The sequence below is a fragment of the Undibacterium sp. GW821-FHT07F11 genome (assembly GCF_059418665.1).
This window is the reverse complement of record NZ_JBWKQH010000001.1, coordinates 540,117-561,374: the sequence shown is the minus strand read 5'-3', so window position 1 is coordinate 561,374 and position 21,258 is coordinate 540,117. Positions and strand designations below refer to the sequence as shown.

The 21,258-nt window shown below is 50.2% G+C and carries 11 protein-coding genes and 1 tRNA gene; 6 read left to right on the top strand and 6 right to left on the bottom strand.

Annotation, left to right across the window (positions count from 1 at the left end; all coding sequences use genetic code 11):
• The first annotated feature begins 15 nt into the window (after positions 1 to 15).
• Positions 16 to 1,590 carry an amidase gene (locus AC07OI_RS02360; RefSeq protein WP_495256165.1) on the top strand — a complete coding sequence of 525 codons (1,575 nt, stop codon included), beginning with the start codon at positions 16 to 18 and terminating at the stop codon, positions 1,588 to 1,590.
• Here the strand turns inward: AC07OI_RS02360 and AC07OI_RS02355 are convergent.
• Entirely contained in the window at positions 1,574 to 3,172 is a 1,599-nt protein-coding gene (locus tag AC07OI_RS02355) for a GMC family oxidoreductase (RefSeq protein WP_495256164.1), read from the bottom strand. The genes AC07OI_RS02360 and AC07OI_RS02355 overlap by 17 nt on opposite strands.
• A 130-nt stretch (positions 3,173 to 3,302) precedes the next feature.
• Between AC07OI_RS02355 and AC07OI_RS02350 the strand changes: the two genes are divergently transcribed.
• Entirely contained in the window at positions 3,303 to 4,322 is a 1,020-nt protein-coding gene (locus tag AC07OI_RS02350) for a helix-turn-helix transcriptional regulator (protein ID WP_495256163.1), read from the top strand.
• On the opposite strand, the gene AC07OI_RS02345 is transcribed toward AC07OI_RS02350, so the two are convergent.
• Positions 4,323 to 6,656 (bottom strand): PAS domain-containing protein, encoded by a 2,334-nt coding sequence (locus AC07OI_RS02345; RefSeq protein ID WP_495256162.1) that lies wholly within the window; start codon positions 6,654 to 6,656, stop codon positions 4,323 to 4,325.
• Between the two features lie 24 nt (positions 6,657 to 6,680).
• Positions 6,681 to 7,151 (bottom strand): thioredoxin family protein, encoded by a 471-nt coding sequence (locus AC07OI_RS02340; RefSeq protein WP_495256161.1) that lies wholly within the window; start codon positions 7,149 to 7,151, stop codon positions 6,681 to 6,683.
• 287 nt (positions 7,152 to 7,438) lie between these two features.
• Here AC07OI_RS02340 and AC07OI_RS02335 point away from each other — a divergent pair, with 287 nt between their 5' ends.
• Positions 7,439 to 8,596 carry a DNA polymerase Y family protein gene (locus AC07OI_RS02335; protein WP_495256160.1) on the top strand — a complete coding sequence of 386 codons (1,158 nt, stop codon included), beginning with the start codon at positions 7,439 to 7,441 and terminating at the stop codon, positions 8,594 to 8,596.
• Between the two features lie 33 nt (positions 8,597 to 8,629).
• Here AC07OI_RS02335 and AC07OI_RS02330 read toward each other — a convergent pair whose 3' ends face one another.
• The 3 genes from AC07OI_RS02330 to AC07OI_RS02320 all read right to left on the bottom strand — a co-directional run bounded on the left by AC07OI_RS02330 (position 8,630) and on the right by AC07OI_RS02320 (position 12,544).
• The gene (locus AC07OI_RS02330) at positions 8,630 to 9,163 is read right to left on the bottom strand and encodes an HD domain-containing protein (RefSeq protein WP_492704061.1); all 534 of its coding nucleotides are present in this window, start codon (positions 9,161 to 9,163) and stop codon (positions 8,630 to 8,632) included.
• A gap of 72 nt (positions 9,164 to 9,235) precedes the next feature.
• Complete coding sequence (locus AC07OI_RS02325) at positions 9,236 to 12,010, bottom strand: M16 family metallopeptidase (protein WP_495256159.1); 2,775 nt, start codon at positions 12,008 to 12,010, stop codon at positions 9,236 to 9,238.
• A 459-nt stretch (positions 12,011 to 12,469) separates the two neighbouring features.
• Positions 12,470 to 12,544 (bottom strand) — tRNA-Arg (locus AC07OI_RS02320).
• Positions 12,545 to 13,124: 580 nt separating this feature from the next.
• Between AC07OI_RS02320 and AC07OI_RS02315 the strand changes: the two genes are divergently transcribed.
• The 3 genes from AC07OI_RS02315 (at position 13,125) to AC07OI_RS02305 (ending at position 20,954) form a co-directional block, all read left to right on the top strand.
• On the top strand, positions 13,125 to 13,670 hold the full coding sequence (locus AC07OI_RS02315; RefSeq protein WP_492704057.1) for a c-type cytochrome: 546 nt from the start codon (positions 13,125 to 13,127) through the stop codon (positions 13,668 to 13,670).
• A gap of 586 nt (positions 13,671 to 14,256) precedes the next feature.
• Positions 14,257 to 17,043: a TonB-dependent receptor gene (locus AC07OI_RS02310; protein ID WP_492704055.1), complete on the top strand. Its 2,787-nt coding sequence runs from the start codon at positions 14,257 to 14,259 to the stop codon at positions 17,041 to 17,043.
• Positions 17,044 to 18,101: 1,058 nt separating this feature from the next.
• Positions 18,102 to 20,954, top strand: a complete 2,853-nt coding sequence (locus AC07OI_RS02305; protein WP_492704053.1) for a TonB-dependent receptor domain-containing protein — start codon at positions 18,102 to 18,104, stop codon at positions 20,952 to 20,954.
• The last annotated feature ends 304 nt before the right edge of the window (positions 20,955 to 21,258 follow it).

Sequence of the window (21,258 nt, the reverse complement as noted above, 5' to 3'; positions counted from 1 at the left end):
TAAGAGATATTTTTCATGGCTATCTACTTTTGCAAACGCAAGCTCAGTCTTCTTGTTGCTCTGCCTTTGTTACACGGGCAGTACGCCAGTGCCAGCGAAACCCTGCATGAACTGGCGCAAGATTTGCAGACAGGTAAAACCACTGCCAGTCAAATCTTTGATCTCTATGATGCGCGCATACAAATGTATAACCCTGGTCTACAGGCAGTGAGTACGCGCAATCCCAAGGCCAGGGCAGACGCTTTGGCTGCAGATCACGCAGATCAAAAACAAAAGCCGCGTGGCAGCCTGGCGGGTTTGCCCCTGCTCCTGAAAGACAATATCGCCGTGCAGGGCATGGTAACAACGGCTGGTTCGCTGGCACTGGCAGACAACCTGGCAGCACAGGATGCGCCCGTGGTCGCACGTCTGCGTGCAGCCGGTGCCATCATCCTTGGCAAGGCCAATCTCAGTGAATGGGCGAACCTGCGTTCATCCCAGTCCACCAGTGGCTGGAGCAGTGTAGCCGGACAAACCCGCAATCCCTACGCACCTGAGCGCAGCCCTTGCGGTTCCAGCTCTGGCTCAGGAGTCGCCGTGGCCGCACGTCTGATACCGGCCGCCATAGGTACAGAAACCGATGGCTCCATCGTTTGCCCCGCATCCGTGAATGGCCTGGTGGGTTTGAAACCCACCATAGGCCTGGTCAGTCGCACGGGCATAGTCCCCCTCAGCCATAGCCAGGATACGGCTGGTCCCATGACTCTGAACGTGCGCGATGCCGCCATGTTATTGAGTGTCATGGCTGGCAGCGATGAGCAAGACCCCGCCACCCGCACAGCCAATCGCCACCGCAGCAAGGACTATACGGCGGGCTTGCAAACCACGGCCTTGCAGGGTAAGCGCCTGGGTATAGTACGCAAGCTGGTGGATGGCTACGATACCGAGACCAAGGCCTTGTTTGACCAGAGCCTGGCTATCCTGATTGCACAAGGTGCCACCATCGTTGACCAGATAGATTTGCCTTATCTGGAAGAGCTGGATAAAGATGAATTGACGGTCTTGCTGTATGAATTCAAGGCTGACCTGAACGCCTATCTGGCGAAGGCACCAACCTCAGTCAAGACCCGCACGATGGCGGACGTGATCGCCTTCAACAAGCAGCATGCAGATACCGTCATGCCTTATTTTGCGCAAGAATTGATGGAGCAGGCACAAGCCAAGGGCAAGCTCAGCGATGCTGCCTATCGCCAGGCCAGTGCCCGCATCAAGCTGCGGGCTGGCAAGCAAGGTATCGATGCTGTACTGAAAAAATACAAACTTGATGCCTTGATTGCACCCACTACCAGCACAGCCTGGCTCATCGACTATAAGGCCGGTGATGTACTCGAAGGCAGTTCCAGCAGCCCGGCAGCGATTGCCGGTTACCCGCACCTGACCGTGCCCATGGGCCAGGTCAGGGGTTTGCCTGTTGGTCTGTCACTGTTTGCCGGTGCCTGGTCAGACGCAAAATTGCTCAATATGGGCTATGCCTTTGAACAAGCCAGACCAGCGCTGTCAGCACCTAGTCTGGCGACAACGGCGACAGCTGCAACTACAAGGCAGCCCTGATCATATCCGCTGCCTTTTCCCCTATCATCATGGTAGGGGCATTGGTGTTGCCACCGATCAAGGTAGGCATGATGGAGGCATCGACGATACGCAAACCTGTCATGCCATGCACGCGCAATTGCGGATCGACTACGGCCATGGCATCCACGCCCATCTTGCAAGTGCCTATGGGGTGATACACGGTGTCGCTGGTCTGGCGCAAGACGGCGCGTATCTCATCATCAGTATGTACATTCGCCGTCTGGAAATCACTGGTGCGTGCTGCCACCAGCGCTGGTGCATCCATCAGTTTGCGCGTGAGTTTGAAACCCTTGACCATGCTTTCTATATCATCCGGGTGCTCCAGGAAGCGCGGGTTGATCAGGGGGGCCGCCATGGCGTCTTTGCTGGCCAGCGTCACTTCACCGACACTCTTAGGCCGTAACAGGCACATGTGGCAGGAATAGCCATGACCCAGGTGCAGCTTGCGTGCATGGTCGTCCAGCATGGCCAGCACAAAATGCAGTTGTATGTCGGGTGCGCTCAGACCAGGATCGGTCTTCAGGAAGCCGCCGCCTTCAGCACCATTTGAAGTCAGCAAGCCACGCCGCTGCTTTTGATAACGCCTGAACTCTTTCACCATACGCAGGCTGCCACCAGCGGATACACCCAGCAGATCAAGGCTCTTGGCACGGTATTTGAAAACAAAGTCAGGATGGTCTTGCAAATTCTGGCCTACGCCAGGCAAGTCGTGTACTACCGGTATACCCATGGCCTGCAAGGCCTTACCATCACCCACACCAGACAGCATCAGCAATTGCGGGGTCTGGAAAGCACCTGCTGCCAATAAAACTTCCTTGCCTGCTTTCAGGGTTTTCAACTGTCCGCCTTGTCTGTATTCAACACCGATGGCGCGTTTGCCTTCAAACAATATGCGCGTTACATGGCAGCCGGTTTCCACCTGCAGATTATTGCGCTTACCCATATGCGGATGCAGGTAGCCGCGTGCTGCTGTCCAGCGTTCGCCATTGTGCTGGGTGACCTGGTAGATGCCCACACCTTCCTGCTCTTCGCCGTTGAAATCGGTATTGATATTAAAGCCAGCCTGACGGGCCGCTTCCAGATAAATTTGCTGGTAGGGATTGTCGCTACGCAATTCACTGACATGCAAGGGACCAGACTGACCATGATAATGGCCGCCATGGGTCTCGTTGTTTTCTGACTTCTTGAAGTAGGGCAAGACTTCATTAAAAGACCAGCCTGTATTGCCGAGAGCCGCCCATTGATCGTAATCCTGCCTGTGACCGCGGATATACACCATGGCATTGATACCCGACGAGCCACCCAGCATCTTGCCGCGAGGCTGATAACCGCGCCTGCCATTCAGGCCGGGTTGCGGCACGGTTTCAAATGCCCAGTTATTCAGTTTGGTCGGCAACATGGCGACCACACCCGCCGGCGTATTCACCACCCAGCTGTCGCCCTTGCCACCAGATTCGAGTATGGTCACGTGCAGAGCAGGGTCTTCCGTCAGACGGCCAGCAACGGCACAAGCGCCGGAACCGCCACCCACGACGATGTAGTCGGGTACAGTTGTTGTCATATATTGTCTCTTTAATATTATTGGTTTTTACAGTATTGCCGAATTCTATGTTCCGGTGTAGCTTAGGATATTAAATCTTCAGACTCCAGAACGTAAGGACAAATCCTGCCACCTTGCAGCGAATGCGCAGATGAACAACAAAGTGCTCTCAGTACAGGATGCAGTATTCCCGGCTCACCCCTTCTCGGGTTTGCTGGCGATAGGCCGCGAGCGTGACTGGCATCTGCAGGATATGTTCCCGGCATTGAGCCTGAATGCAGATGGCTGCCCACCTGAAGATGTGCGTATCAGCTACCTACAAGCAAGGGAAAGTTTGTTGCAGGCGCGTTATCACGGCGGCGCAGACCTTGGGATATTGTCCGGTGCACGCAAGTCCCTGCCTGCACTGGGTGCGATGGCGAGCGGCATGCTGGCGCAGGCAACATTGTCAGATGCCATGCATTTTGGTCTGGAATACCAGTTGATCGCCGGTGCCATGGTGCAATTGCAGCTGGAACCCGGGGAACGCACATCGGTGCTGACAGCCCGCCCTCTGTTTGATGATGTTGAGCTGCAGGATTTTCTTGATGCAGATCACCTGGCAACCGCCATCAATGTCAGCCGTGCCCTGTGTGGTGCTGCCCTGCAAATCGAAAGGGTGGAGTTGCGTGGCAACCGGCAGGCCAGGCGGTCTGTGGCCGAAGATTTTTTTGGTTGCCCTGTCGTCTATGGTGCCGATGTCAGCTGCATCATCGTCAATAACAGCGCACTCAATACCTTATTGATCAACCCCGATCCCGACCTGGCAGCCAGCAGCAAAATGCGCTGTGATGCAGAATTGGCGTCAGTCGGTTTGACGGGCAGGCAAAGCCTCTTGCACAAACTGGTCAGCCTGCAATGTGATTACCGCAGCGTGCCAGAACTGGCACAGGCACTGGGCATCAGTGAACGCTCCCTGCACCGCTTGCTGGTGCGCGAAGGTTGTTCTTACTTTCAAATTGCCGAAAGCCTGCGCATGGAAAAAGCCAGGCATTATTTACGCACGACCAACATGAGTCTGGATGATATCGCTGCCCAATTACATTATTCAGACAGCCGCAGTTTTCGCCGCGCATTCAAACGGGCGGTGAATCTGACACCTTCAGAATTCAGACTGCAATATTTTGTCTAGTCAGCGATACACATCAAATTCAAACCAGAAAGTCGAACCCTGACCCGGCGTGCTGACAAAACCGATTTGCCCATGCATTTTTTCCAGCATGGCCTTGGTGATGGATAAGCCCAGACCTGTGCCGCCCTTTTGTCGTGTATCCGTGCCGTCGGCCTGGGTAAATGGTTCAAACAAGTGTTCCTGGAATTCTGGTGCTATGCCTACGCCCCTGTCCCTGACTTCGACACGATACCGCGGGCCTTTGCCAAACACGCGCAATAAAACAGTTTCACCTTCACGCGAGAATTTGGCCGCATTGGAAATCAAGTTTGCCATCACCTGCATGAGCCTGTCATGGTCGGCCAGTATCCAGGCTTGTTGTGGATGATGGTCAAGTACCAGGCTGACCTTGAGCGAGCTGGCATACGACATATGCAACTCCAGCGCATTCTGTACCAGCGCCACCAGATCCAGTGCTTCTGAGCGGAAGATCATCTTGCCGCTGGCCAGTTTGTCCATGTCCAGAATATCGTTGACCAGGGTGATCAGGCGTTTGCTGTTGTTGTGGGCGATGCGTATCAAGTGCTCAGCCTGCTTGGGCAATACGCCGCTGACGCCGGATTCCAGCAAACTCAGCGAACCACGTATCGAAGTCAGCGGGGTACGCAACTCATGGCTGACGACGGAAATAAATTCCGTCTTCAAGCGGTTCATGCGCAACCTGTCGCTGATATCCATGGCAAACGCAACCCATCCGCGTTCTGAATTTTCGAGATGGCTGAGGCCGACCAGAATAGGCAGGCCTATATTCCCGCCTTGCAATAACATGATCTCGAAAGGTGCGGTGGTGCCGGTCTGTATCAGGTCTCTATAGGCTTGCTGGCAAATCTTCAAATCCTGCGGTGATAACAGGGTGTCCCACAAATTATCGCGGGTCAGCAGATAGTCGCGGTCATAGCCGCTGAACTGGGTAAACACATCATTCACATCCAGTATCTGGCCTGCTTCATTGCCCTGAATAATCCCGATCAGGCTGGAATTCATCAATCTTTGCAGGCGTTGTTCACTGGTGCGCAAGGCATCCAGCGTCGTTCTCTGCTCGGTCACATCTTCTATCATCCAGACAGCACCGCGCACATAGCTTTCTGTTGGCAAGGCGCGTCCGGCCACGCGGCCGGTAAAAGACTCACCATTAAATCGGCGTAACTGCCATTCCAGCCCGACCAGTTCATCGGCCTGCAGGCCAGGTGCAACTTTGGCACTGAACGCCTCATAATCGTCCGGCCCTTGATACAGAAAGCTGGTCTTCACCCCTATCATGGCCTGGGCATTGGGGAAGCGGCATAATTCTGCCAGTGCCTTGTTAGCCCTGACGATGACACCATCGCTGACAAACATGATACCTACCGGCGCATTGGTGATCAGGATCTCCAGTTCCCTGGCCAGTTCCTTGTAGCGGTTCTTGTTGGACTTGAGCAGTTCCTGATTGTGCCTCAGCATTTCCTCGGTTTGCTTGCGCTCGGTGATATCGATATGGGTACCAACCATGCGCAAAGGCTTGCCCTTGCTATCCCACTCGACAATACTGCCGAGTGACATGATCCAGCGCCATTCATCGGTCTTGTTTTTTTGCCTGAATTCGGCATGGTAATCTGCGCCACCTTGTGCCGCTGCATGAGCCTTATAGGCGCGCTTCAGGTTTACCACATCATCAGGGTGGACACCCGTGCCCCAAAAATAATCCCAGAATTGCTGGGGGTGACCAAAGTCACCAGGTTCGTAACCCAGCATCTGCAAATATTCAGGGCTGAAGCTGCCTTCGCCAGTTTGCAGATTGATGTCATACAGACCCTGGTTCGAGGCCTTCATGACCAGGCTGCGCTGGCGTTCAGCAGCCAGCAATCTTTGCTCGGTCAGTTTGCGTTCGGTATTGTCACTGAGAAAGCCATGCCAGAGCACACTGCCATCCGGCAGTTGTTCAGGGGTGGCGTCACCGACTACCCAGCGGTCTGGCTGTCCGGTAGAAATGATGCGGTATTCCTGATGCCAGGGGCTGAGCTCGGCAAAGGATTTGCGCACTGCCGCGATCATTTTTGGCAGATCATCGGGATGGATTTTGGCAAACATGAAGCTGGCATCTTCACGTAATTGTTCTGCCTTGACGCCAAAAAAAGTTTCTACGGCATCACTGGCATAAGGCAGGCAAAAACGGGCATCAGGGTAGCGCCGGAATTGGTAAAACATGCCTGGCAGGCAGCGTGAGAAATTGGATAACAGGGCATGACTGCGCTGCAATATTTCCAGCTCCGTTTCACACGGTGTTTGATTGGCTGGCATTGCAGGTAATTCAGACATGCCCGGAGATCTTTTTCATGCTGGTCAGCGGTACAGCGCGGTGATTTCGTCAAAAAAATCGAAGACGCCTTGCTCGCTCATCTTGCGTGCATTCGATAGCTCGCCACCTTTGGAAGCGAACAGCACACTGTTGTCCGGTCTCAGCAAGACTGCCGCAGGGATGCCTTTCTTGGTAGGATTGCCATAGAAATCCACCAGCTCCTTGTTTTTATCAAATTGGCCTACATTCACTTTTACTGTGATGAACTTGGTGGCGAGCAGAGGTTCGTTCTTGCCATGCATGGATTTGTCGAGTTCCAGACAATCCTTGCACCAGTTGGCACCAAAGATGACCAGGACTTTTTTATCTGTTTTTTTAGCTTCCACCAGAGCCTTGTTGATTGCCGCTTGGGCATCGGCAGTTTCATCATAAGCCTGGGGTGCCGTGGCGCTGGCCGGGTTGATAACGCATGCCAGGCTGAGAGCAAAAATCAGGGAAAGCAGTTTTTTCATCATTGATCCATCAGGGAATTCAGGAAAAAAGCAAGAGATGCAGGATGAGTCTATCTTAGCTTAAACAGCATGTTGCTGTAATTCCTTGTTTTGCGTAAACTTTATTTTGCTGTATGTATATTCAGTTATTTCCCGGATTCAGGATAAAATAGCTTATTCCAGCTTTTAATCTTATTCCTTTAAGTGGGTCAGTTTTTGAAAATGTTTATCCAGCTTGCTACCCTGGCGGCATGCGATGATGAGATGCATCAAGCGAATCATGATTTATTGCAAAGTGCTGGTTGATTGCCATGAATAATAAACCACGTAGGATTGCTCATCTGGACATGGATGCTTTTTATGCATCTGTTGAACTCTTGCGCTATCCAGAACTGCGGGGGCAGGCAGTGCTTATAGGTGGCGGCTCTTCACATCGCCCGATTCCAAAAGGCGATGGCACACATGAATTTTCACGGATAAAGGACTATGTCGGGCGTGGTGTCGCGACCACTTCGACCTATGCAGCGCGGGCACTTGGCATATTCTCCGCGATGGGCATCATGAAGGCGGCGAAGCTGGCCCCCGATGTTTTTTTGCTTCCCACCGATTTTGACTCCTATCGCCATTACTCGCGTCTTTTTAAAGAAGCAGTGGGCAAGATTGCCCCCAAAATTGAAAATCGCGGCATAGATGAAATCTATATCGACCTGACCGACCATCCGCAAGAAACGCGCGCCCTGGCAGGCAGTTTGAAACAGGCTGTCTCCGAGGCAACGGGTCTTACCTGCTCCATTTGTGTTGCCCCCAATAAGCTGCTGGCAAAAATCGGGTCTGATCTGGATAAACCTGATGGTCTGACCATCCTGGAGATGGAAGACGTGCCAACCCGTATATGGCCGCTGCCAGTAAAAAAAGTGAATGGGATAGGCCCAAAATCAACCGAGCGCCTGGCAAGCCTGGGTATCAACACAGTGGGCGAGCTGGCAAATGCAGATTTAGGGCTGCTGCAAAATACCTTCGGCAGCAATTATGCCGGTTGGCTGTATAACACTGCACGTGGCATTGATGACAGGGAGATTTCTACAGAGTCAGAACCCAAGGTGATCAGCAGGGAGACCACATTTGACCGCGACTTGCATGCAGTTCACGACAGGGCGGTATTGACCGACATTTTCACTGATCTCTGCACTCGTCTGGCAAGGGATTTAACCGTCAAGGGTTACCGTTGCAAAACTGTGGGCATCAAGATACGTTACACGGATTTCCGCATATCGACACGCGACATTACCATTCCTGTCGCAACGGCTGACCCAGCCATCATACGCAGGGCTGCCGGAGAATGCCTGCGCAGAGTGGCACTGGAAAACCGGTTTCGCTTGCTGGGTGTCAGGGCCAGCGCCCTGATGAGAGAGGCAGATGTCAGCAACGAGCGTCAGGTCAGCCAGGGCATGCTGTTTGATGATCCTTGATATTTGGGAAGAGTAATTCAGGGCCAGGCAATTTTAAGAGCCAGTTACATACCTGCTACGTTCCAGTCTTTCGCTGCCCCCAGCGGCAATTCTTTCAAATAGATCGTCCAGTGAAGTAAAGATATCCCAATGATCAACTTGCTTTTGCTGTGCGATGGTGTGGATGAGTTTTAATTCCAGCTCGGCCTCGCGTTTGCCCTTCCATAACTTGTCTGCTGTGGCGACAGTTAATTCTTCCAGGCTCAGGCCATCTCCCTGCCATTGTGCATGGGTGACGCAGCACCGGGCGATGGTCTTTTGTACGCCATGGTCCAGCAGCATTTTTTCACCAGCAGGCTCATGCAAGGAACCAGGGCCATCCAGTTCATTGGGGTGCAGGATTTTTCCCGCGTCATGGATGGCGGCACCAAGACGTATCAGATTCACATCGAACTGCAAGCCCATCTCTTCAAGCCTGACGATCAGCATTTCAGCCGCTTCGCCAACCAATCTGACATGGGTAAGCAGGCGTTCTGATGCGCCAAGTTGCAACAGCAGTTGGTAAGCTTCAGTGGTCGTGGTAATCATAGTGAGCAATCAGAAAACCAAATAAAAAGGGCTTGCACAGCTTTGTGTGCAAGCCCTTCCTTGTAACGTTATTTACTTGAAGTCACCCGCAAACACGCGCACGGTTTTTTCATAGCCCAGGTGTTTGGCCATGGCTTCTTTTACTTGTGCCACGGTCAGTGCCTGGATTTTTTTCTCTACTTCAGCACGGTATTGCATATTGCGGCCCAGGTAGAGGTTGGTTGCCAGTGTCGATGCCAGCACCGCGTCCTGGCTGCGTTCCAGCTGGTATTGCTGGATCAGGCTTTTCTTGCCGTCTTCCAGTTCAGCAGCTGTGAAACCCTCAGTCAGTGCGCGGGTGATTTCTTCTCGTATGCCGGTTTCCAGTTTGCTACGGTTTTGCGGCGCATAAATCGCGCCTATGGAAAAGCTGGCGACTTCGTCCAGAGGAGATGCATTGAAACCCGAGCCGCCACCATAGCTGACACCATCTTTTTGACGGATGCGGTTCAATATGCGTGAGTTGGCGCTGCCACCCAGCAGGTAGTTGCCCATCACCAGGGCAGGATAATCAGGATGCTTGATACCCAGCGGCAGTTGCATGCCAGCGTAGAAGAAGGCATTGGCCTTGTCCGGTGTGATGATTTGTTTGTCATCCGCTTTGGTAGCATGGTAAGGCTTGGCAACACGGCTGAATTTTTGCTGGGCATTCCAGTCGCCAAAGGCAGCTTGCAATTCCGTTTTCAGCTTGTTGGCATCAAACTCACCAACCACGGCAATTTGCGCCTGGTTTGCCTGGTTGGCGCCGTAGAACTCTTTCCAGAAAGCCTTGACCTCAGCCAGTTTGGCGATTTTTAAATAAGCTATCTGCTCATCGATACCGCGATAGTAGCGTGGATCATCTGCGGTCCAGGTATTCAGGGCTTTTTTGCCCGCGTCGATGGCAACGGATTGTGGTTCCTTGCGCGATTCTTCCAGTTGTGCCAGTTGCGAGTTCAGCAATTGAGTGAATTCGGCTTCATTGAAAGCCGGTTGGCGCAGGGCATCGCGCACCAGTTCCAATACGCGTGGCAGATTATCGCGTATGGTTTCTACCTGGATATTGGCAGAAGTCACATTGCCATTGATCTGCAACTTGGCCTTGAGCTTGTCCAGTTCTTCAGTAAATTGCTGGTGACTGAGTTTTTCTGTGCCACGGCTGAGCATGGCGGCAGCCAGCTCGGCGGCTCCGGCTTTGCCTTTCAGACTGTTCTCATCACCCAGATTGATATGCATGGACAGCACAACGGTATTGCCGCGTGTGGTCTTGGGCAACAGCGCATACTTCATGCCATTGCTGAGCGCACCAGTCACGGTACGTTTGTCGATATTATCAGCCGAGGCGACAAAATTCTCTGCCTGGGCGATGGCCACGCCAGGTTTGAATTGCTTGATTTGTTCATCCACGGCGACCTTGGCTGGGGCCGGTGTACGGTCTGGTTTTTCAGTAGGGATAAAGCTGCCTGCTGTACGGTTGCTGGATTTTAGCCAGGTAGTAGCGACGCGCTGTACATCTTCCACCTTGAGTGCCTTGACGCGGTCGCGGAACAGGAAGAACAAACGCCAGTCGCCTGAGGCTATGCTTTCAGACAGGGACACGGCAAATTTTTCTGGATCATTGAAAACCTGGGCGATATCCGAATCCAGCTTGGCCTTGGCACGCGCGAGTTCTGCTTCCGTCACCGGGGCCTTGTCAAAGCCTTCTATGGTGTCCAGTAATATCTTCTTGGCTTCCGGCAGGTTTTGCTCGGTGCGCAAGTTTGCCCCCAGCATCAAAAAGCCAGGTTCTTCCAGATTCGCCGCCCATGGGAAAACATCGGCAGTTTTCTTGGTTTCAACCAGGGCCTTGTACAGGCGGCCATTCGGTGTATCACCGAGGATCAGGGCCAGCGCTTCAGTCGCGGCGTAATCAGGGTGGGCAGCAGGCACGGTGTGATACAGGGCCGCGATGGCTTGCGAATCACCGACACGGCGCACGATGACATCACGCTCGCCATCTTGCACAGGATCTAATGTATACGTAGGTTCCAGCGCACGCTTGGGCTTGGGGATTTTGCCAAACTGGGTGGCGATCAGTTGCAGAGCCTGTTTGGCATCAAAGGCACCGGCCACGATCAGGGTGGCATTGTCAGGCTGGTAGTATTTACGCCAGAAAGCTTGCAGGTGCGGGATGTTGACGTTTTCCACGTCAGTGCGCGCGCCTATGGTGTCTTTGCCATAGTTATGCCATTGATGGGCACTGGACATGATGCGTTGTATGAGGATGCCGACACCGGAATTCTCATTCTTTTCCATTTCATTGCGCACGACGGAGAACTCTGTCTTCAAGTCTTCGCCAGAGATGCGGGAATTGACCATGCGGTCAGCTTCCATGCTGATGGCCCAGGTCAGGGTTTCAGGCTTGGCGGCAAAGGTTTCATAGTAATTGGTGCGGTCGAGCCAGGTTGTGCCATTGAATTGCACGCCGCGCTGTGACATTTCTTCCCACAGGCGCGGATGGGCCTTGCTACCCTTGAACATCAGATGCTCGAGCAAATGCGCCATGCCGGTTTCGCCATAATTCTCATGACGCGAGCCGACCCGGTAAGTAATGTTAACAGTCGTCGTCGGTTTGCTGGCATCTTGTACCAGCAAGACGCGCATGCCATTCGCCAACTGGTATTCATCTATACCCTCGACCTGGCGCACGAACTGCACACCGGCAGGCAGGGCGGTTTTAGCCACCGCTGCATTCTCAGCCGCGATGGCTGGCGGTATATGCACCAGAGTAGTAAAAGCCAATGCCAGGGACAGACTCAAGCTGCTGAGTTGCATGCGCGATGATTTCATGTAGCGACCTTTATGGATTAATAAATACAAAGTAATGAAGACAAATTAGTCAGCAGTGCAGCCGCGACAAGTCACGGACGAGCTGGGGCTCAGACCAGTAAAGATGAAGTCTGGTTCAACTTCTGGTCAACTAAAGCGGGCTAGCTTAGTACAAATATATCAAGAAAAGCAACCAGAACGTGCAAAGATGCTAACGATGGGAAGAAACGAGAATGGGAGAAGGAAGATCGGAAAGAAATTCAAGAAGAGAACCGGGATGAAATCTTAGTGCGCCAGACAGGAATCGAACCTGCCACACCAGCCCTTTGGGGGTTGTCACATAGTCCATACCTGGCCAGAATTCATATGAAATGAGTTCTGGTAATAAACCTAATCCACTGATTTAAATATGACAAAAAGCAGACAGCGACAACTGGCGCAGGTTTTCGCATTGAATTTGAAGCAGTTTTTGCTGCAAACTGGTGTGACCGACAGGAATCGAACCTGTATCGCCAGCTTCGGAGGCTAGCATCCTATCCGTTGGAAGACGGTCACGTGCAAATATTTGCAGACCGCTATTGTAGCTGTTTAGCTACAAATATGTCTGCAAGAAACGGGCAAATTCCGCATATAAATGATTTGCGACTTCTTTACTCCGTCATGACATTTATATTCAGATGACGACTTGGGTTTTGAGCAAAAAAATCAGAAACTTGTAAAACCCGTGGGAAGCACAATGCATTTTATGCAAACTTTGAAGTCATATTAATTGACTTGAGTCTTAAAAATCCTGGTGTCGATAATTCAGCCTGAATGCCAAGAGACCTTGTATAGGCGTATGCAGAAGAACACTGCCATTTTGAGGACTTGGAACCTATCTCTGATATGCATGAGTAACATAAGTAATGTTCGAGCAATATACAGCCTCAATTTTAGGAAGGTCTTGCGTATCAAAGAAGGGAAATTGTCGTTAAACCGGATAGATTTCCCGGATTCTTGGGCCGCAGAGCTTGCTTTTCGTTCCAAACAAAGCGCTTTCGCACTATAATCCCAAGCTTTGGCACTTGCGGTTAAAGTTGCCTGCAAGCATAGACTAAGAATTTTCTGTACCTAATTTATTTGCATTGAGGAAACCATGAGCGACGCGCACGACGAACACGAATCAGCGATCAAGACCCCTAAGCAACTTATCGTTGCAGTTCTCGCTGGATTCCTGGTCCCCATTATCGCCATTGTCTTGCTGGTACAGTTTGTATCGAATGACAAAAAAGTCGGCGCAGGTTCTTCTGCATTGACACCAGAAGCGGTTGCCGCCCGTATCAGCCCGGTAGCTGATCAAGGTTTTAATTTCAAGGATGCCAATGGCCCAAAGACTTTGCAATCTGGCGAAACAGTTTATAAAACTATCTGTTCAGCTTGCCATGACACTGGTGCAGCCAATGCCCCTAAATTTGGCGATGCTGCTGCCTGGGGACCACGCATTGCACAAGGCTATGACAAGGTAGTTGCCAATGCGATAGGTGGTTTGCGTGGGATGCCAGCCAAAGGCGGTAATCCTGATCTGGATGATATTGAAGTTGCACGCGCAGTCGTGCATCTGGCCAATGCAGGTGGCGCCAAGTTCAAGGAGCCTGAAGTCAAGGCACCGGCAGCAGCTTCTGCTGAGGCATCTGCAAAATAAGCCTTTGCTGTACTCATATGGGTCTCCACGAGACTCAGGTAAACAAAAAACCCCGGTACGCCGGGGTTTTTTGTTGGTTTTTTCTGCATTTCGATGCAAATTACGCTAAAAGTGGACCAAAATTTCAGTTAAATATAGTGAAAATAAGGTTTTAAGCGATACAAACTGTTTTATTTAGATACATTTTGGTGCAAAATTTCTCGCAGCAACTGGTTTTCAATCCGGATTAATCAGGTGCAAATTATTTCTTTTGTATTAATGTTTCCATTTGGAATTATTGATACAAAAAAACTCCCTTCTATTTGAAACTTTTCTATAGTTTCATAGTCAAAAGCAGATGCTCTGCTCTGTCTATTCGTTGTCATATCTGCATATTGTTGTTTTTCCGCCGCATGCATTCTATCAATATTGACAATGGAATCTCTTAGATGTTCTCATGCTGAGGCAAATTTTTTGAAAGTAATTTCTCAAAATTTCCCACGCGTAAAAAAAAATTTCCATATTATTTGGCAGTTTTGCAATTTGGCAAAGTTTGTTTGGTTTTCGCCAGATTTTGTTTAGAACATATAAAGAACGGAGCGCAATAGTGATAAAAGAAAAAACAATTTCGAGATCGGTACGACTGATCTGTTCAAGTGGTTTGTTGTTGGGCATGGGTATGCTGGCTCAACCGACTTTCGCACAAGAAGGTGTACAGAAAGTTGAAATTACCGGTTCCAGTATTAAACGTACTGAAACAGAGGGTGTTGCAACGACTCAAATCCTGAGCCGTAAAGACATCGAACAAACAGGCAAAACTTCCATTGCTGACGTAGTCCGCAGTATCTCTGCTGACAATAACGGCAGTATCAGTGGTTCTTTCACTAACGGCTTTGCCGGTAGCGCTTCGGGTGTTTCCCTGCGTGGTCTGAGCGTTAGCTCGACTCTCGTTCTGATCAATGGTCGCCGTACAGCACCGTATGGTTTCGGTGATGACGGTCAACGCAGCTTCGTCGATTTGAACTCCATCCCACTGGATGCAGTTGATCGTATCGAAATCCTGAAAGATGGCGCATCTGCGATTTACGGTTCTGACGCTATCGCTGGCGTGGTTAACGTTATCCTGCGTCAAAACTATGTAGGTCAATCTGTTGCCGCCAATATCGGCCAGTCTTCCCGTGGCGATGGCCGCAACCTGAGCGCTTCCGCAGCGATCGGTTTCGGTAACCTGCAAACAGACAAATACAATCTCTTCATGACGATTGATGCCAAGAAGCAAGAAAAAATCTGGCAAAAAGACCGTAGCGACTACATTGGCCAAGCTGATGCACGTCCATGGGGTGGTCGCGATCAACGCGCTGGCTTCATCACTTCCGGTAACGGCGGCGGTTCCAACTTCCTGGGCACAGTACGTCCAGTGAACGCTGCTGGCGGCACAATTGCTGGTGCAGCGGGTAACGTAAAACAATTGCCAGGCACTTGCTCTGCAGCAAATCTGGATCCAGTTGGCGGTACATCACTCGACAACGGCGGCGGCGGTTGCTTGTTCGATCCAGTGGCATACCAAACTATTCAGCCAGAAACTCAAAACCTGAATTTGTATGCACGTGGTACTTTTGCCATCAATGACAAAACCACAGCGTACACAGAATTGGGCTTGTTCAACAGCAAGGCAAAAACACAAACAACACCATCCGGCCTGACCGGCGCTGGTTTTGATCTGGTGAACGCCCGTGTTAACAATACAAGCACAGGCCCTGACCAGTTGCTGCTGCCTATCGGTCATCCAGACAATCCATTTGCTGACTCACGCGCACGTCCACGTTGGGCTGATGCTGCACGTCCTCGCACTGCTGATCTGGAAACTACAGTTACCCGTTTCCTGGCTGGCGTAAAAGGTACAGTTGCTGAGTGGGATTACGATGCTGGCTTCCTGTATGCTGAAAGCAAAACAGACAAGACTCAAAATGGCTACTATCGTCAATCTGCTTTGAAAGCAGCAGTAGCAAATGGTACATTCCGTATCGGTCAAGGCCGTGTGAATACACCTGAAGTTCTGGCCCTGGTTTCTCCAACTTTGAAAAACTCCGGCGTGACCAAGAGCACATCGGTAGACTTCAAAGCAACTCGTGAATTGACGCAATTGGCCGGTGGTGCAATGGCTATCGCGGTTGGTGCCGAGTACCGTAAAGAAGAAACCAACAGCGAAGCAACACCATTCACTAACACGAATGATATCGCTGGCCTGGGTTACTCTGCTGCTAAAGGTTCACGCAATGTAACAGCGATCTACACAGAATTGGCTATCCCGGTATTGAAATCCCTGGAATTCCAATTGGCTGCCCGTTCAGACAAATACTCTGACTATGGCCGTTCTACTACGCCTAAAGCCGGTTTCAAATTCACACCTACTAATACCATTGCATTCCGTGGTACGTATGCTGAAGGTTTCCGTGCTCCTAGCGCGGCAGAGAACGGTGATTCCGCTGTAGCTGCATTTACTAACATCCCTAGTGATCCTATCCGTTGCGCAGTGACCAAATTGCCAGCAGATTGCTCTTCACAAAGTGTTGGTGCGATCACGATCGGTAACAAAAACATCAAACCAGAAACATCCAAGAGCTATAGCCTTGGTTTTGTTGTAGAACCAGTCAAGAACTTCAGTATCTCCCTGGACTGGTGGAAAATTGTCCGTGACGGCGAAATCGGTGGTTCTGACCCTAGCGCGATTGTTACCAATCCAGCTGGTTACCCAGATGCACAAATCGTCCGCGGCGAACCAACAACAAACTTCCCTGGCCTGGTTGGTCCTATCCTGATGGTGAAAGCGCCTTACCTGAATGCTGGTAAGACACAAACTTCGGGTCTGGATCTGGACATGCGCAGCAAGTTTGACCTGGGTTCCAACGGTAAGTTGAATGCTGGCCTGGTTGTGACTTACATGCATGAATTCAGAAGAACTGACGCTGATGGTACTGTGCATGAATTTGCTGGTACTCACGGTGACGTGAACTTGTCCGGTGACGGCGGTACACCACGTACTAAAGTCAGCCTGAGCCTGGGTTGGGAACGTGGTCCTTGGACAGTGTCCGGTAACATCAACCACGTATCCAGCATCAGCGACACCAATGAAATTGGTGGCGACTGCCTGGATACTGATGCAAACCACAATCCATACCTGGGTTGCCGCGTAGCTGCATTCACGACAGTTGATGTGTTTGGTAAATGGAAAATGTCCAAAAACCTGGAATTCACAGCATCCATCACTAACCTGTTTGACAAGATGGCACCGTTGGACGTCCAGACTTATGGCCGTATCAACTACAACCCATCCCTGCATCAATCAGGCGCAGTTGGCCGTTACTTCAACATCGGTGGACGTTACACGTTCTAATGTTGGCGTAGCTTAGTATGATCACACCGGACTTGCTATACCGGTGTTGGTGATACGAACAATTGCTGAAATAAAAAACCCCGCAAGCGTGCTTGTGGGGTTTTTTATTATGCGCATTCTTCTTTGCGATACAAATCAGGGGCCCGCTCTTGCCGGGTTCAGCAAGACTTCCTGCAAGCGATAAAACTTGTCTGTAGCTGTCCTATTTCCTTTGGGGAGATAGCCATCACATGTTGATAGTCTGGCACAAGCCCCCGGGCTCAAGGATGGTGATCACAGAGGATGTATGCACTGACCTGTCTTCATCGGCATCAAGTTTTTACTTGTTTTTGACTTAAAGACGGCGCAGGTCGTTGGATAAGTTGATGAAATGAAAGCTCATTAATTCAAAAAAGTTATCAATAAAACACATAACGTTTTAGGCGTAAACTATAACTTGTTGTCATTAAGAGACAAGTCAAATCATTGAATGAGGCGTTCTATCGTTCTCGATGGAAAGAAAAATTTCCATTCGAGTTCTTTCAAAACATCTGAAATTGTACATACAAATTTCAGATGGTGAAAAAAGCAACGTCAAATCAAGTCCAAAATGGTGCAAGGTCTATAAGTGCCCATTTTTTATCCTGTCATTCAGGCTTTTAGGCGGGTGCAAATTCTTGGATACGAATAAATAGCTAAATTAAATATAAATATCGCAGGCCGACGTTATTACACAACAGTTCATCTTGCGTAATTTTATGACCTGCACATTTTTAACATTTTGGCTTGCAGGCAGGAAAAATCCGGTTTTTTAAACAAAATAAGCAGTCTTGACATCAAAGTTTTCAAATGGTTCCATGACAAGGAGATTTTTTTTCGGAAAATGAAGCTGTAATTGAAACAGACAAATGATGAACAAATTGCGATGAATTGCTTTTTTCATTTTCCGCTAAAAATAATCCAGAAAAGATAATCTGGCTGTTCCGGGCAAATAGGGGATTCTGGTTACCAATCAGGGTCTTGTCCGGGCGGCCTCGCTCATTAGTTACATTTTTGGGGGTTTAGTCATGGTAGAAAAAATGTTGGCCCGATCCGTACGCCTGATGTTTTTGGGTGGTGTCGCGGTCGGTGCAGGTTTGCTGGCACAACCAGCGATGTCGCAAGACGTACAAAAAGTGGAAATCACGGGTTCCTCGATCAAACGGATAGCACAAGAAGGCGCATTGCCTGTGCAAACTCTGAGCCGTAAAGACATCGAACAAAGTGGTGCAAATAATGTGGCCGACCTCGTCGCTGCCCTCCCTGCCATGCAAGGCTTTATCACTGCATCCACTTCCGTCAACGGTGGCGGTGCTGGTCGCCAGTCTGCCTCCATCCACGCGATCGGTACTGACTACACTCTGGTATTGTTGAATGGTCGCCGTATGGCACCGTATGGCACAGGTAGTGCCGTCAACCTGGGCAGTATTCCTTTGTCTGCAGTTGAGCGCGTTGAGATTTTGACTGACGGCGCTTCTACACTGTATGGCTCAGATGCGATTGCCGGTGTTGTCAACTTCATTCTGAAAAAGAACCAGACAGATCTGAATGTAGAAGCAACTCTGACCAGCCCGCAACAAAGCGGTGGCCGTAGTGGTAACTTCTCCATTTCCAAAGGCTTCGGTGACCCTGAAAAAGACGGCTTTAACGTCCTGTTCGCGTATAGCCATGACGAACAAAAACCTCTGGAGGCTACTCAACGCCACTTCGCCAATTCCGGTGTCCAGAAGTTCATGAAAGATGGCAAGATGTACGCCACCTGGCAAACCAGTATCAACTCGATACCTGCCAATGCCGACATCTATGATTCTCTGGGTAATAATGCGACATTCTCGCCAGACCTGGTGAATACTGGCAAATGTAATGGCCCTAACACTTTCGAACGTGGCGGTGTATGTCGTTATGACTATGCGTCGACAGTACAATTGCTGCCAGAACTCAAGCGCGACAGCTTCTTTGCTTCCGGTAATTTGAAAATCGGCAAGGACACAACTTTGTTTGGTGAATTGGTCATGTCCAATTTCTCCAACAAGGCTCGCTATGCAGCACCAGCCCAGCCATTGACTACGTTCAGCACAGACCCTGTGACTGGCCAGAAAGTCATCAACCCGAATTACATTGGTGCCTATAACAAGTCTGTCGTACCACTGCTGGCTGGACAAGGTATTAATCCTAATGACGTGACTGATGCCTTCTTCTATTTCCGTGCACGTGATGCAGGTGGCCGTGCTGATGATTACAAGACTGAAGCTCGTCACCTGGTGCTGGGTCTGGACAGTAACCTGATGGGTTGGGATGTCAGCGCTAGTTATACCCATTCCGAAAACACAGAAAAAGATGATGCCGTTTCCGGGTACATGAGTGCTAACCGCTTTGATGCTTTGGTCAAATCAGGTGCTTATAATCCTTACATCATCAATCAGAATGCATCAGCCATCCTGGCACCTGCAGTATTGCAAGAAAACCTGAGTGTCACCAAATCCAAGATTGATGTCCTCAGTGCTCATGCATCCAAAGAATTGTTTGAGATGAGCGGTGGCAAGGCGCAACTGGGTCTGGGTGCGGATATGACCAAGCAGTCTTTCAATGATGCACCTAGCGAACTTGTGCAGGGGCCTGGTCCTCAGCATCCTGCCTGGACTGACGTTATCATTGGTGGCTCTACCGGTTCGCAAGGCTTGGTAGCTTCCCGCAAGAGCTGGGGTACATTCGGCGAATTGCTGATGCCTGTCATCAAAAACATGGATGTCACAGCAGCTGTGCGTTACGACAGCTATGACGCTGTCAAGAAAGACAATGTCAGCTATGACGTCAATGGTAATGCGTCACAGCCTGGTACCCAGGGTGTGTCTGTTTCCAAGGCAACCTATAAATTGTCTGCACGTTATCAGCCTGTCCAAAGTCTGATGCTGCGCGGTTCTTATGGCACAGGCTTCAAGGCACCGACGTTGAATGATATTTCTGACCCATTGAAAAACGATGGTTCTTCGAATTTCTTCCCTTGCCCTATCACCAAAGCAACTGACCCACGTTTCCCATATTGCCGTGGTACGTCGGAATACGGTCTGTTGAAAAAAGGTAACCCAAGCACAGGCGCAGATGCGCTGAAAGCAGAAGAATCCAAACAGGCAGCATTTGGTTTCCGCCTTGAACCAAGCAGCAACCTGTCCCTGGGCCTGGACTGGTGGGATGTGAAACTGAAAAACCAAATCCAGAAATTGTCCCAGGATTTGATTTTCACGACGCCTTCACTGGCTGATCAATACATTTCCCTGTACTACGATCCTATCCAGAAGTCCAAAGTCCTGGTGGCAAATCGCAGTCCTGTGAATCTGGCCAGCTCCCGTTATTCCGGTCTGGACTGGGATGCCACGTTCAAATCAGCCCTGCCTATCGGTAAGCTGAATGTGAACTGGTCTGGTACTTATATGCTGACGGCAGAAAAAGATGTGCCAGGCGCCAAGAAAGAAAGCAGTATCGGTCGTTTTGACTCTTATGACGATGTTACCTTCCGGGTTATCTCCAGACTGGTGACTTCGTTGAAGGTATCCGATCAGTACACTCATAGCGTTACAATGAACTACCGTTCCGGTTACCACGACAAAGTGGCGGCTGCTGGTGATGGCTATGTACGTTCCGTGAATGCTGATGGTAGCGTCGGTGGTCTGGTGGATATGAACCGTGATGTCAGCAACTACACGACTATTGATTACCAGTTGCAAGCCAAGGTCATCAAGAACCTGACAATCACAGGCGGTATCCGCAATCTGTTCAATGTTGACCCTCCATTCACTATCCGTAATACAGGTGGTGGTAATCAGGTTGGTTACGATGGTCGCTATACTGACCCTCTGGGCCGTACCTTCTATGTGACTGCGCAATACAAATACTGATTTAAGTTTCAATCAGAAAAAAACCCGGACTTGTCCGGGTTTTTTTTCAAATTTTGCTATGCTGGCACAAATATTGAAAATAAATTTTCTTTCTTTAACGAAATATTTTCTACTATTTACAAGGCGTGATGATTTTTCAATAAAGCGATGTTGCCATGGGGAAATCGTGAAAATTGTGAAGAAAATTCAGTCATCGGACAACTGGGGCGAGTATAGTTAATCTGCAAAAAAAATAAGCAAACTTTTATACCTGTCTAAATGGAAATAAATTGCCGCTTGTAGTCAATTCTTTGAGCGAAAACGC